The organism is Pseudomonas spartinae, from assembly GCF_965197125.1.
GTDB classification, from domain to species: Bacteria; Pseudomonadota; Gammaproteobacteria; order Pseudomonadales; family Pseudomonadaceae; genus Aquipseudomonas; species Aquipseudomonas composti_A.
In genome coordinates, this window is sequence record NZ_CBDAMB010000002.1 from 734214 (window position 1) to 747819 (window position 13606).

Sequence of the window (13606 nt, forward strand, 5' to 3'; positions counted from 1 at the left end):
AACTGCGTGCTCAGAGACCCTTGAAAGGGTCAAAAACCGAGCCCCTCCGTTCGCGAGGGGCTCGCCGTTTTTATCAGAATGACAACGTAGGTGTCCTACCCTATGGCCGAAAAAAAACTGTCCACCGAAGAACTGATTGCCCAGGATGTCGGCGCGCGTACGCCCGTCGGTCCGATGGCTCAGGTGATCACCGGGCTTGCCTTGCTCTGGTCGCTGTTCCAGTTGTGGATCGCCTCGCCACTGCCGTTCATCTTCGGTGTCGGCGTACTCAACGATACCCAGACCCGCGCCATCCACCTGGCGTTCGCCTTGCTGCTGGCCTTTCTCGCCTACCCGGCGTTCAAGAGGTCGCCGCGTGATCGGGTGCCGCTGCTGGATATCGCCCTTGGCCTGGTCGCCGCTGCCAGTGCCGCCTATCTGTTCATCTTCTACCAGCAGTTGGCCCTGCGCCCTGGCAGCCTGACCACGGGCGACCTGGTGACCGCCTGCATCGGTATCCCCCTGCTGCTGGAAGCCACGCGCCGTGCGCTGGGCCCACCCCTGGCGATCATTGCCCTGGTGTTTCTGGTCTACAGCCTGGCCGGCCCATACATGCCCGGCCTGCTCGCGCATCGCGGGGTCAGCTTCACCGCGCTGGCCAACCACCAGTGGATCACCACCGAAGGCGTGTTCGGTATCGCCCTCGGCGTATCCACCAGTTTCGTGTTCCTCTTCGTGTTGTTCGGTGCGCTGCTCGAGCGTGCCGGTGCCGGGCACTATTTCATCCAGCTGGCGTTCAGCCTGCTCGGTCACTTCCGCGGCGGCCCGGCCAAGGCGGCGGTGCTGGCTTCCGGCCTGACCGGGATGATTTCCGGTTCGTCGATCGCCAACGTGGTGACCACCGGTACCTTCACCATTCCGATGATGAAACGCACCGGCTTCTCCGCGGAGAAGGCCGGTGCGGTCGAAGTGGCCTCGTCGGTCAATGGCCAGATCATGCCGCCGGTAATGGGGGCTGCGGCCTTCCTGATGGTCGAGTACATCGGCATGCCCTATGTCGAGATCATCAAGCACGCTTTCCTGCCAGCCGCGATTTCCTACATCGCGCTGCTCTACATCGTGCACCTGGAGTCGCTCAAGCTCGGCCTGCAGCCCATCGGCGGCCATCAGCCCAAGCCGTGGCTGCGTCGCCTGACCGGCTTCGCCTTTGGCGCGGCGCTGATCAGCGGCCTGTCGCTGGCCGTCTACTACGGTCTTGGCTGGCTCAAGCCGGCGCTCGGCGACTACGCCCTGCCGGTGATTGGCGCTCTGCTCGCGGTGGTTTACCTGGCGCTGCTGAAAGTCGCTGCCAGTGTGCCCGTGCTGCCGGCCGAAGACCCCAATGCGCCGCTGGAAGAGTTGCCGCAGACCCGCGCGGTACTGCTCTCCGGCCTGCATTTCCTGCTGCCGGTAGTGGTGCTGGTCTGGTGCCTGATGATCGAGCGCCTGTCGCCCGGCCTGTCGGCCTTCTGGGGCAGCGTGATGCTGATCATCATCCTGCTCACCCAGCGCCCGCTGCTGAGCTGGATGCGCCACGACGGCAGCCATGACCACGGCACCTTCGTCGATGGCGTGGTCGACCTGCGCGAAGGCCTGATTGCCGGTGCCCGCAACATGATCGGTATCGGCATCGCCACTGCCGCCGCCGGCATCATCGTCGGCGCCGTGTCGCAGACTGGCGTGGGCCTGGTGCTGGCCGATCTGGTCGAGTTGCTGTCGATGGGCAACCTGCTGCTGATGCTCATGCTGGTGGCGGTGTTCAGCCTGATTCTCGGCATGGGCCTGCCGACCACGGCCAACTACATCGTGGTGTCCAGCCTGCTGGCGCCGGTGGTGGTGGCGCTGGGGCAGCAGAGCGGCCTGATCGTGCCGCTGATCGCGGTGCATCTGTTCGTCTTCTACTTCGGCATCATGGCCGACGTGACCCCGCCCGTGGGCCTGGCCTCGTTCGCCGCCGCGGCGGTGTCCAAGGGTGATCCGATCAAGACCGGCCTGGTGGCGTTCTTCTACAGCCTGCGTACTGCGGCGTTGCCTTTCCTGTTCATCTTCAACACCGATCTGCTGCTGATCGACGTGGACTTCTGGCATGGCGTGCTGATCTTCATCGTCGCGACCATCGCCATGCTGATCTTCGCCGCCGGCACCCAGGGCTTCTTCCTGGTGCGCAGCCGCTGGTACGAGAGCGTGTTGCTGCTGCTGGTCGCCTTCAGCCTGTTCCGCCCCGGCTTCTGGATGGACATGGTGCACGACCCGTATCAGGACATTCCGCCGGCCCAGCTGGCCCAGGCGCTCGATGGCGTCGAGGATGGCAGCTCGCTGCGCCTGCGTATTCGCGGTGAGGATGCAGTCGGTGATCCGCGTGACTTCAGCCTGCTGCTGCCGGTGCCCGACGGTGCCACCGGCGAGGAACGCCTGCAGAAGCTGGGGCTGAACCTGTATGAGGAAGACGGCAAGGTGCTGGTCGATAGCGTCACCTTCGGCAGCATGGCGGCCGATGCCGGGCTGGAGTTCGACCAGCAGATCCTCAAGGTGCGCGCGCCGACCGACCGCTGGGTCAAGGAGCTGATGTGGATTCCGGCCTTCGTGCTGTTCGGTCTGATCGTGCTCCTGCAGCGTCGTCGCCAGGTGCCGCAAGCGGCATAACCGGGTCGAGGTGACACCAACAAGGCAGCTTCGGCTGCCTTGTTCGTTTATGGCCGATGGCCGGGTTGATAGACTCGCTGGCCTGACCATTCGGACAACAAGGACTCAGCCCGTCATGTCGACGCCGCGCGTGCATTACCCCTGGTACAAGAAGGAGGACACCGACGCCTTCTTCGCCCTGTTCCAGAACAACATCGCCAACTTCGTGATCATCGCCATCAGCATGCTGGGTATGGGCTTTCCTGCCGAGATCGTGTTCGCTCAGGTGTTGCCGGGTGCGGCGGTGGCGGTGATGGCCGGCAACTTCTACTACGCCTGGAGCGCCGCACGGCTGGCGCACAAGGAAAACCGCGCGGACGTCACCGCGTTGTCCTACGGCATCAGCACGCCGGTGATGTTCGTCTTTCTGTTCGGCGTGCTGCTACCGGCCAAGACCCTCACCGGCGACGCCGAGCTGGCCTGGAAGGTGGCGGTGGCCGCCTGCTTCATCAGTGGCCTGATCGAGGCCGCCATCAGCCTGGCCGGCAACTGGGTGCAGCGTCATCTGCCGCGTGCTGCCATGCTTGGCGCGGTGGCCGGGGTGGCGCTGACCTTCATTGCCGGGGAAATGCTGTTCAAGACCCTGGAAGTCCCGGTGATCGGCCTGCTGGTACTGGCCATCACCATCGTCGGCCTGGTGGCGCGGGTGAGCATGCCGTTTCGCCTGCCGGCCTCGCTGTTCGCCATCGTCGTCGGTACGGCGCTGGCCTACCTGATCGGCGCCGCTGACGGCGGCAAGTTCAGCGACGCCTTCACCCACCTGGGTTTCTACCCGCTGCTGCCCAACCTGGCCTGGTACGAAGGCCTGGGCCTGCTGTTCACCAGCCTGCTGGCGCTGATGACGGTGATCCTGCCGATCACCCTGTACAACGCCATCGAGACCATGAACAACGTCGAGGCCATGAGCGCCGCCGGTGACAGCTACAGCGTGCGCGAGTGCCAGGCCGTGGACGGTCTCGGCACCTCGCTCGGTGCGCTGTTCGGCGGTGTGTTCCCGACCACCGTGTACATCGCCACCGTCGGTTCGAAATGGATGGGCGCCGGGCGCGGTTACAGCCTGCTCAATGGTGCGGTGTATGGCCTGGCGACCATGTTCGGTCTGATCGCCTTCATCGCCGCGCTGATTCCGGTGTCGGTGGTGGCGCCGATTCTGGTGTTCGTCGGCATGTCGATGATCGCCACGGCGTTCAACAGCAACCACGCCCGTTACTACCCGGCGGTGGCGCTGGCGATGCTGCCGTACTTCGCCAATTACCTGATGACCCGCTTCAACCGCGGCGCACCCGAAGTGGTCGAGGGTATCTCCAGTGCCATCGGCGCGCTGGGGCAGGGCGCCATGTTCAGCGCCATCCTGCTCGGCGCCATGTGCGTGGCGGTGATCGATCGCCAGTTCCGCCAGGCCACCACCTTCGCCCTGGTGGCGGCGGCCATGGCTTTCTTTGGCCTGATGCACGCCCCCAAGCTGGCCTGGTACGCCGCGCCGGACTTCGTCCACGGCTATCTGCTGATGGCGCTGTTCTTCGCCTGGTACGCCTGGCGCGGTGTGCAGCCGGCCGAGCCAGAGCGGGTGACAAGCGCCGACTGAGTCATTCGCCACCTTCGAGCTTGAGGGCGCCGGTCTCGCCGCCCTCCAGCACCACGTAGGCGCTGGCGCAGAACAGCGAGTTGAGCCGTTTCATGTCGGCGATCAGCTCCAGGTGCAGGGAGCTGGTTTCGATGCTCTGCACCACCTGCCGTTGCAGCCGGCCGATATGGGCATGCGCCAGGCGCCTTTCCTGGGCGCGGAAGCGGCGCTTCTCCCGCAGCAGCTGGCTGGCACTGGCGTGATCGGCACTGAGGAACACGTTGAGCCCCAGGCGCAGGTTGGCCATCAGTTGCCCATGCAGGCTGGTCAGTTCCTCCAGCCCCTTTTCGGAGAAGGCCCGGCGTTGCGCGGTCTTCTCGTTCTGGATCTTGCCGAGCATGCGTTCGATCAGGTCGCCGGCCTGTTCCAGGTTCACGGCCAGTTCGAGAATCTCCGCCCAGCGCCGACTTTCGTGCTCGCTCAGCGCTTCTCGCGGGATCTGCGCGAGGTAGAGTTTGACCGCGCGACAGAGACTGGCGACATCGTCATTGAGGCTGCGCAGCTCCTTGTTCAGCGCCGGCTGGTTCTGCTCCAGCACCGGCAGCAGGCGGCCGAGCATGGCTTCGATCTTGTCGCCCACGCGCAGGGTTTCGCGTACCGCGTTGGACAGCGCCAGGCTCGGCGTGGCCAGGGCTGTCGGGTCGAGATGGCGCGGCCGGGCAACGCCGCTGTCGTCGGCCCGATCCGGCAGCAGCCAGTTGCAGAAACGCGCCATCAGCCCGACGCTGGGCAACATCAGCAGCGCGCGCAGGGTGTTGTAGAGCAGGTGGAAAGCGATCACCAACTCTGCCGGGCGCCAGTTCAGGCTGTCCAGCCAATGGGCCAGGGGCTGCAGTACGGGCAGCACCAGCAGCAGTCCGATCAGCTTGTAGATCAGGCTGCCCAGCGCCACGCGACGCCCGGCCGGGTTCTGCAGGCTGCTGGTGAGAAAGGCCAGCAGGCCGCTGCCGATATTGGCGCCGATCACCAGGCCGATGGCCACTGGCAGGCTGATCAGCCCGGCGCCGGCCAGGGTCGCGGTGAGCAGCACAGCCGCCAGGCTGGAGTAGGTGAGCAGGGCGAACATCGCGCCGACCAATGCGTCGAGCAGCAGGTCACCGGTCAGCGAGGCGAACAGCACGCGTATCCCGCGCGCTTCGGTGATCGGCGTAGCCGCGGCGACGATCAGTTCCAGTGCCAGCAGCATCAGGCCGAGGCCGATGGCCACGCGGCCAAGCTGGCCGGCACGGGTCTGCCGCCGTGAAAGGAAGAAGATCACCCCGAGAAAGATCAGCAGCGGGCTCAGCCAGCTCAGGTCGAGGGTCAGCACGCGCGCCATCAGGGCGGTGCCGACATCCGCGCCGAGCATGATCGCCAGGCCGGGCGCCAGGGCCATCAGGCCCTGGGCGACGAAGGAGGTGACCAGCAGGGCTGTGGCGTTGCTGCTCTGCACCAGCGCCGTGACGCCGATGCCGGCGACGAACGCCAGCGGCCGGCGGCCGATGTTGTGGCTGAGCACCTTGCGCAGTTGTGAACCAAACACGCGCAGGATGCCGGTACGTACGATGTGTGTGCCCCAGACCAACAGGGCAATGGCTGACAGCAAATGCAGCAGGGTCAGCATAACTCGGCCCCCTGAAAGACGGCCGATTAGAGGTTATGGTTTCGGCCTGTATAGATGAGCATCGGCCGAAATCGCCCATAAAGCCAGTCAGCCGTCGCGCAACACCTTGAGTTCGGCGTCGTCGGCAGAGAAACCGCGCTCGAGTTTGAACTTGAGGCTGAGGTCGGTACGCGAGTCGGCGAACTTGAGCGCTTCGGCCAGGTTGATGCGGCCGGCTTCGAGCAGGGCGAACAGGTGCTGGTCGAAAGTCTGCAGGCCTTGTTCGGCCGCCCGCGCCGTGGCTTCGCGCAACTCCTCCAGTTCGTCGCGCTGGATCAGGTCGCGGATGTAGGGCGTACCGAGCATCAGCTCCACCGCCGCCACGCGCTTCTGCGCGATGCCGGGCACCAGGCGCTGGCCGATCACCGCCAGCAGGTTGTGCGCGACATCGGCCAGCACCTGCTTGCGCGCCTCGTCGGGGAAGAAGCGGGCGATGCGTTCGATGGCGTGGCTGCTGCTGGTGGCGTGCAGGGTGGCGATGCACAGGTGGCCGGTCTCGGCGTAGTGCAGTGCGTGCTGCATGGTGGCGGCGTCGCGGATTTCGCCGAGCATGATCACGTCCGGCGCCTCGCGCAGCACATTGCGCAGGGCGTCGTCGAAGCTGTGGGTATCGAGGCCGACTTCGCGCTGATCGATGATCGAGCGCTGGTGGCTGTGGAGGAACTCGATGGGGTCTTCGATGCAGACGATATGGCCGCTCTTGTGGCGGTTGCGAAAATCCAGCATCGCCGCCAGCGTGGTGGATTTACCCGAGCCCGCCGCGCCGGTGACCAGAATCAACCCGCGATCCTGCATGGCCAGTTTCTCCAGCAGCTTGGGCAGGCCGAGCGCCTCGAAACCGGGAATCTGGCTCTTGATCAGACGCACCACCATGGCCACTTCACCACGCTGGTAGTAGACGTTGACCCGATAGCGTCCGGCGCCTTGCAGGCTGACCGCCAGGTTCATCTCCAGATCGCGTTCGAACTCGGCGATCTGTTTCTGGGTCATCAACTGATAGGCCAGTTGCTGCACTTCGCCGGCCTTCAGGATGCGCTGGCCCGCCGCTTGGCTATGGCCTTCTACCTTCATGTGCGGCGGTGCACCGACACTGAAGAACAGGTCCGATCCGGCATGCTGGTGCATCAGCTGCAGGTAGGGGAATACGTCGGGTTGTTCGGCGTTGGTTTCGTTCATCGGCTTGCCGCAGGTCATTCGTGTTGCAGCAAGGATAGACGGCGTCCTGCAGCGCCAGTTGTTCCGTATCAAGAGAACGGCATGAATTGTCGCCCTATAACCGGGTTGCGCTGGACAGCCTTGTTCACGAAGGCGAGAGTCAATGATCAGGAGCGCGAAGGCGGATGCAGGCCAGGTACTGGAGATCGATGGTGGGATTTTGGGGGGCGGCTCTGCTGAGTCTGCTGTTGTGCGCATCGGCGCGCGCACAGGTGCTGCATCTGGCTACTGGCGACGACTATGCGCCCTTTACCGGCAAGGCCCTGCCCGGGCAGGGCATGCTCACCCAGGTGGTGCGTGCGGCGCTGGCCGAGCAAGGCACGGCGATCACGCTCGATTGGCTGCCCTGGAATCGCGGTTATCTGAAGGCCAAACGCGGTGACTACGATGCCACCTTTCCCTACGTCCGGTCCGCCGAGCGTGAGGCGGAGTTTCTCTACTCTGCGCCCATCTATATGGCCGAGCAGTACATCTTCAGCCGGGCCGGTGATCACGTCGAACTCGATGATCTGCCGGCCATGAGCGGCCGCCGGCTCTGCTACCCACTGGGCTGGCAGCCACCTGCAGCGATCCAGCAATTGCTCGACCAGGGCGTGTTGCGTCGCCATTCTCCGCTGGGGCTGCAGGAGTGTGCGCGGTTGTTGCTGCTCAAACGAGACGACCTGTTCGTCGCCGACCGCAACCTGGGGGACAGCGCCCTGCGCAGTGCCGGCGCCGACATGCAGCGCTTTCATCGGTCGCAGGCGCCATTGCAGAGCAATACGCTGCACCTGATCGTCTCGCGGCAACATCCACATGCTGCCGAGTTGATCGAGCGCTTCGACCGCGGGCTCGAAGCGCTCAAGGCGAGTGGGGAGTATCAGCGTCTGATCGAGCGCTACGCGCAATAACGGCTCAGACCAGCAACGCCATGATCGCCACCAGGCTGCCCGCTGCCAGCAGCGTCTGCAGGGTGATGATGCCGGCCATCAGCTGACTGTCGCCGCCGAGCTGGCGGGTCAGTACATAGGCCGTGGGGGCGGTGGGCAGGGCGAAGAACAGCACCAGCACCGCGCTTTCCATCGCCGGAAGCGCCAATGCCCAGGCCACGCCCCAGGCCAGCAGCGGCATCGCCAGCAGCCGCAGTACGCTGTTCCAGCCCAGCGCGGGAATCTCCCCACCCAGTTGCTCGGGCTTCAGTGCCGCGCCGACGCAGAGCAGGCCTAGCGGTAGGCTGGCGGCGGCGAGCAGGCTGAGCAGGCGATCCGTGCCACCCGGCAGGCCGATGCCTGTGAGGTTGAACAGGGCGCCGCCGACACAGGCAAGAATCAGCGGGTTCTTGATGATCGGCAGCAGCAGGCTACGCGCGCTGACGCCGCGCTCGGCAGTCAGCGACCAGACCGACAGCACGTTCACCGTCGGCACCATCAGGGCCAGCATCAGCGCGGCCAGCGTCAGGCCCTGCTGGCCGAACAGGCTGCCCACTGCGGCCAGGCCCAGGTAGGTGTTGAAACGCAGGATGCCCTGGCTGAAGGCACCGAAGCGTCCGGCCGGCCAGCCCCGCACGCGGCGTACCAGCAGCAGGACGACCCAGGCGATGCCCAGCGCCAGCAGCACGGCCAGGGCCAGGCGCGGCAGGGCCGGGTTGTTCAGCGGTGCGCGGGCCAGGCTGGAGAACAGCAGCGCAGGGAACAGGATGAAGTAGTTGAGGCGCTCGGCACCCGGCCAGAAGGCCTCGCTCGGGAACTCACGCAGGCGCAGCCAGTAGCCGGCGACTATCATGGCGAACAGCGGCCACAGGGCCAGCAACAGGTCTATCACGGGAACCCCCGATGGTGGTGAGCGCCTATCTTGGTCAGCGGCGCGGGGCAATGCAAGACGGAGGCAGAATGAAGATCGAACATCAGGGCGGTTGCCAGTGTGGTGCGCTGCGTTACCGCATCGAGGCGCCGCTGACGGATAGTGCGCACTGCCATTGCTCGATCTGTCGGCGCAGCAGCGGCGGCATCCTCACCACCTGGGTCACGGTGCCGCGCCAGGCGTTTCAGTGGTTGCGCGGCACACCGAAGGCTTTCGCCTCATCGAGCAGTTGCACGCGCTATTTCTGTGGCGACTGCGGTGCTCACCTGGCGCTGTTTACTTCGCTCAGCCCGGAGACCCTGGACGTGACCGTGGCCACGCTGGATAAGCCTGAACAGGCACCGGCGAATCGGCATATCTGGGTGGAGAGCCGCTTGCCCTGGCTGACGGTCGATCCGCAGCTGCCGGAAGAAAACGAGGAGATCATTGCGTAGGACCTTGCCCCGTAGCCCGGATGCAATCCGGGGCTGGCTGGCACGATTTGCCGGATTGCGTCCGGGCGACCCCGCTCTCGAATCTAGGGCAACTCCAGTCCACCACTGGCCTTGTGCAGGGCACGCAGGTGTTCGCCCAGTGCGACCAGGTTGGCCTCGTTGGCTTCCAGCTCGGCCAGGCGCTCGGGTTGCAGCAGGTTGCGCACCTCGCCATCGAGCTCGTCGCTGAGCTGACGCAGCTGCTGCTGGCGCTCGCGACTGCGGTTTTCCAGGCCTTGCCATTCGCTGCCTTGCGGCAGGCCGTAGCCGCCGTTGAGCAATTCTGCCGGGCGACTGAGGAAGCCGCTGTTGGCGAGGATCTGCTCCAGCGCGGCGCCGGCCTTGTTCAGGCTCGGATCGCCGGCGGCGCGGCCGGTGAGGTAGCGCCGCTTGAGTTCGTCCTGGGCCAGTAGCAGTTGCCGGCGCAGCGCGGCCTGCTCCAGCAGCAACAGCGCGGCACTGGCGCGCAGATCGGCCTGGGCGAACCAGGCGCGCCGGGTTGCGGCAGACTGCTCCAGCCAGGTTTCGACGCTGTCCTGAGTTATCGGCAGACGCTCGCGCAGGACGCGGAACATCGCCTGGTAACGTTCGCGGAAGGAGTCGAAGCGATAACCCAGGCGCAGTGCTTCACGCGGATCTTCGAGCACCTGAGTGTCGGCCAGGCCGCGGGCATCCATCAGCTCCAGCAGGCCATTGGGCAGGATGCTGTCGAGCGCCTGCAGGCGTGGGTTGCCAGTGCCGCTGCGCAGCAGCTTGAGGGTTTCCACTGCACAGTTGTTGGAAACGAAGTAGTAGTCGCCGTCATAGCTCCAGTGCTGTTCGGCAGCGCGTACCACCAGTTGCTCGACCTCGTCGCGCGACAGGCGCAGCGGTACCGATGCCAGGCTGCGCAGCTCGACCTTGGTGTATTCGTCGATCACCTGCTCCAGCGGCAGGACGAACAGGCGTGAGGGATAGACGCCAGTCAGGCCATCCCAGCTCGAGAGTTGCAGGTCGCCGACGAAGGCGCGGTAGGACAACACCAGGTGGTGATCGAGGTCCAGGCGGCAGTCCGGGCCACGCGGCCGGCCCGGCGCGCAGACTACCAGGCGCAGCATGCTGTGGCCCCAGCGGCTCATCCAGGCATCGTTGGCTTCGGCGAGCAGGTAGTCGACCTCATACACACGCTCGGGGTTCAGCCGTCCCAATGGCTGCTGGGCGAAGTCGCGCCCGGCGTTGAGGTAGGGGTAGTCGTTTGCGCAAGGCTCGCTCGGCGGCGTCCAGTCGAAGTGCTCGCGGAAATAGCGGGCCAGTGAAGGGCGTCGGCAGGCGTAGCTGGGATCGAGCAGGAAGTACTCGAGATTGACCGCGACGAATTCCAGCGCATTGGTCAGCTCGTAGCTGTCCGGGCTGCGCGCGACCTGGCCATTGTCCAGATCGCGTGCGCCACGCTGGCCGACACGTTGCTGCCAGCCGGCCAGATCGAGCAGACGGGGATCGTCGCTGAGGGTGAAGCGGCGTTCGGTCTGGCCGCGGCAATCATCTGGCAGCCCGACCAGGTCCGTCGAACCGGCGCGTTGCTGGCAGAGAGAGATGTGTCGACGCTGGGCCGCAGGCCACAGGCGTGCGCGGTCGTACAGGTGGGTCAGCTCGTGCACCAGAGTGGCCAGCAGTTCCTGGCGTTCGCTGCCATGTGGGCGAGCGGTGCGATTCTTTGCCGCCGAGCCATCGACCAGTTTCGGCAGGAGTTCGGCATTGAGCTCGATACCACTGAAACGCCCGACCTGGCCGTAGACCTCCGAGGGCAGCCCGGCACGCCAACTGACTTTTACGTGGCGATCCAGTCGTTGGACGAAGCGCGGAGGCAATGCCGCCATAGCCTCATTGAGCAGGGTCTGGCTCGCCTGGCGTTCGGCGGCATCGAGGCCGGCGGTTTCCAGGTCCAGGCGCAGCTGCGCCTGGACGCCGCCTGCAGCTATCGCCAGCAGCGCGAAGCAGCACCAGGCGGCGAGGTGGATCACAGCGCGAGAATGGCTTCTGCCAGTTGCAGGTCGCTGGCAGTCTGCGCTTGCGGCAGCTGCTGGCGGATGGTCTGCAGCGCAGCCTCCAGTTGCGCGCCGCGAATCTCGCCGGCACTGGCGACGAAGCTGGCGGCATCGTCACGGGCTTGCACCACGGCTTTCATATCGCGCAGCGAAGTGGTGGTGTCGGAGGTGAAATTGATACTGCGATCCAGGGCGCGCACCACGATGTTGCTGGTGGCGACCACGGTTTGCGCCTGGGCGATACCGCTGAACAGGGCGCAGGCGGCGACGGCGATGACGAATGAACGACGCATGATAAGAAGCTCCGAGGACTGCAGAACGGACGATTTGACGTGCACAGGCCGGCGCGGTTCCCCGCGACCAGGCAGGTAGGCGAAGTTTACGGGGCCAGGCTGCGCCGGTCAGCAGCGAGCTTATCGATAGACGTGTGCAGAGTTTTCACAGGCTGAGGATGGCCTGGGCCAGTGCGAGGTCATCGGCTTTGGCCAGCTCGGGGTCATGGTTGCGAATCTGCAGCAGGGCCGCTTCTAGCCGTGCGCTACGGATCGCTCCATCGCTGGCAACGAAGCTGGCAGCATCGTCGCGGGCGGCGCGCAGCTGTTTCATGTCGCGCAGCGAACTGGTCGCGTCAGAAGTGGCCTGGGCGGTGCCGGCCAAGGCTCCGCCCAGGGTATCGGTGGTCGCGACCAGGCTGCTGGCGCAGGCAGTACCGGCCAGCCCCAGCGAAAGGAGAGCTGCAATCAGGGATTTGTTCAGGTGCATGTGGGTAACTCCGGTAGAGCGGGGCGCTGTTCTGCCCGCATCCGCAGCTTAGCCCAACAGCGTTCCCCGCTCCATTGCTGGCTCAGCGCCAGAATGGCTTGGCCAGTTCCTGTTCACGCTCGGTGGTGCTGATGCCGGCGTCAGCCAGTTGCTGCTCATTGAGCAGTGCCAGTTGCCGACGGGTACGGTGGTTGCGCTGCCAGTGACGCAGCATCGAGTAGAGGCCGAGCCAGTGCAGAGATGTGCGGCGGGCAGATTGCGTGAGCGGTTCGTGAGTGCGGTCCATGGCGTTCTCCTGTCTAGAGACAAGGTGGCAGCTCATGGTCTCGCAAGCGTTCGTGAACGAGCAGATACAACCAGGGGCAATTGTGTGGGGGCAGTGGAGATTTTATGGCAACTGTACTGCTCGTCAGGGCGACGACTGTTGCAGATAAAACGAAAGCCCCACCGCAGCAGAGGCGGTGGAGCTCTCAGAAGATCCCAATTCTGGGATGGAGCAAAGCGGCTATCAGCGCCAGAACGGCTTCTGCAGTTCGACGAAACGCTGGTTCTCGCTGATACCGGCGTCGGCCAGCAGGCGGGCATCCAGTCGAGCCAGTTGACGACGGCTGACGATGCGGCGCTGCCACAGAGTAAGGGTAGCGATAACGCGGAGCGGCCAGGCGGACTTGTCACTGGCAACGCTGTGGGTTTGGAGCAGGGCGGAACTGAGGGTACGTTCCATGGTGGTCATCCTTCCGCTTGTGGCGGGGTGTGTTTGCTGTCGATGGGCAAATTATCCCGAGGGCAGCAGTGGCTCAGTAGTCACAGCTGAAAGAAATTGTTGTGCTATTAGATAGGTTGCTTTGTAACTGTGCTACCTGAAAATCGATTAACTGTACTTGTGATAAGTGATAATCCTGGGTGCAACCGACTTATGCGAGATTTTTAACTGGGTGCAACCCAAAAATACTGGTCTTTCAAGCAGTACAGTTACAAATTGATTTGCCATGCTTGTTGACCTGAATATCAGTTTTTTGCCGATGGCAGTAACAAAAAACCCGGCACATGACCGGGTTTCCTGTCGAACTGGTCAGGGTTAGTCGACTGCCTTGACCATATCCTCGATGACCTTCTTGGCATCGCCGAAGACCATCATGGTCTTGTCCATATAGAACAGTTCGTTGTCCAGGCCGGCGTAGCCGCTGGCCATCGAGCGCTTGTTGACGATCACGGTCTTGGCCTTGTAGGCCTCAAGGATCGGCATGCCGGCGATCGGCGACTTCGGATCGTTCTTCGTGGCGGGGTTGACCAGGTCGTTGGCGCGAAGCACCAGCACTCGAGGAAT

12 protein-coding genes and 1 pseudogene are annotated in these 13606 nt (G+C 64.5%); 4 read left to right on the forward strand and 9 right to left on the reverse strand.

Annotated features, from left to right (window positions below):
• Nucleotides 1-102: 102 nt before the first annotated feature.
• Nucleotides 103-2661 (forward strand): TRAP transporter permease, encoded by a 2559-nt coding sequence (locus ACN8M7_RS07220; RefSeq protein ID WP_490260273.1) that lies wholly within the window; start codon nt 103-105, stop codon nt 2659-2661.
• Between the two features lie 115 nt (nt 2662-2776).
• A complete protein-coding gene (locus ACN8M7_RS07225) occupies nt 2777-4285 on the forward strand; it encodes an NCS2 family permease (RefSeq protein ID WP_490260274.1) in 1509 nt (502 codons plus the stop codon).
• Between the two features lies 1 nt (nt 4286).
• Here the strand turns inward: ACN8M7_RS07225 and ACN8M7_RS07230 are convergent, their stop codons facing one another.
• A complete protein-coding gene (locus ACN8M7_RS07230; protein WP_061238653.1) occupies nt 4287-5927 on the reverse strand; it encodes a Na/Pi cotransporter family protein in 1641 nt (546 codons plus the stop codon).
• 87 nt (nt 5928-6014) lie between these two features.
• Nucleotides 6015-7142: a PilT/PilU family type 4a pilus ATPase gene (locus ACN8M7_RS07235; RefSeq protein ID WP_061238987.1), complete on the reverse strand. Its 1128-nt coding sequence runs from the start codon at nt 7140-7142 to the stop codon at nt 6015-6017.
• 188 nt (nt 7143-7330) lie between these two features.
• Here ACN8M7_RS07235 and ACN8M7_RS07240 point away from each other — a divergent pair, with 188 nt between their 5' ends.
• On the forward strand, nt 7331-8071 hold the full coding sequence (locus ACN8M7_RS07240) for a substrate-binding periplasmic protein (protein WP_490260275.1): 741 nt from the start codon (nt 7331-7333) through the stop codon (nt 8069-8071).
• A 4-nt stretch (nt 8072-8075) separates the two neighbouring features.
• Here ACN8M7_RS07240 and ACN8M7_RS07245 read toward each other — a convergent pair whose 3' ends face one another.
• On the reverse strand, nt 8076-8942 hold the full coding sequence (locus ACN8M7_RS07245) for an AEC family transporter (protein ID WP_490260305.1): 867 nt from the start codon (nt 8940-8942) through the stop codon (nt 8076-8078).
• Between the two features lie 107 nt (nt 8943-9049).
• Between ACN8M7_RS07245 and ACN8M7_RS07250 the strand changes: the two genes are divergently transcribed.
• Nucleotides 9050-9454, forward strand: coding sequence for a GFA family protein (locus tag ACN8M7_RS07250; protein ID WP_490260276.1), 405 nt, complete (start codon nt 9050-9052; stop codon nt 9452-9454).
• An 83-nt stretch (nt 9455-9537) separates the two neighbouring features.
• Here the strand turns inward: ACN8M7_RS07250 and ACN8M7_RS07255 are convergent, their stop codons facing one another.
• The 6 genes and pseudogenes from ACN8M7_RS07255 to ACN8M7_RS07280 form a co-directional block, all read right to left on the reverse strand.
• Nucleotides 9538-11493 carry a DUF7844 domain-containing protein gene (locus tag ACN8M7_RS07255; RefSeq protein ID WP_490260277.1) on the reverse strand — a complete coding sequence of 652 codons (1956 nt, stop codon included), beginning with the start codon at nt 11491-11493 and terminating at the stop codon, nt 9538-9540.
• Nucleotides 11490-11810, reverse strand: a complete 321-nt coding sequence (locus ACN8M7_RS07260; protein ID WP_490260278.1) for a DUF2388 domain-containing protein — start codon at nt 11808-11810, stop codon at nt 11490-11492. Before ACN8M7_RS07260 ends, ACN8M7_RS07255 begins: the two co-directional genes overlap by 4 nt.
• Before the next feature lie 145 nt (nt 11811-11955).
• Nucleotides 11956-12279: a DUF2388 domain-containing protein gene (locus tag ACN8M7_RS07265; protein ID WP_490260279.1), complete on the reverse strand. Its 324-nt coding sequence runs from the start codon at nt 12277-12279 to the stop codon at nt 11956-11958.
• An 82-nt stretch (nt 12280-12361) separates the two neighbouring features.
• Nucleotides 12362-12565, reverse strand: a complete 204-nt coding sequence (locus ACN8M7_RS07270; RefSeq protein WP_490260280.1) for a DUF1127 domain-containing protein — start codon at nt 12563-12565, stop codon at nt 12362-12364.
• Between the two features lie 222 nt (nt 12566-12787).
• Nucleotides 12788-13003: a DUF1127 domain-containing protein gene (locus ACN8M7_RS07275; protein WP_061238645.1), complete on the reverse strand. Its 216-nt coding sequence runs from the start codon at nt 13001-13003 to the stop codon at nt 12788-12790.
• A gap of 354 nt (nt 13004-13357) precedes the next feature.
• Nucleotides 13358-13597 (reverse strand): annotated as a pseudogene (locus ACN8M7_RS07280) (NAD(P)(+) transhydrogenase (Re/Si-specific) subunit beta); the annotation flags it as partial.
• Nucleotides 13598-13606 lie beyond the last annotated feature (9 nt).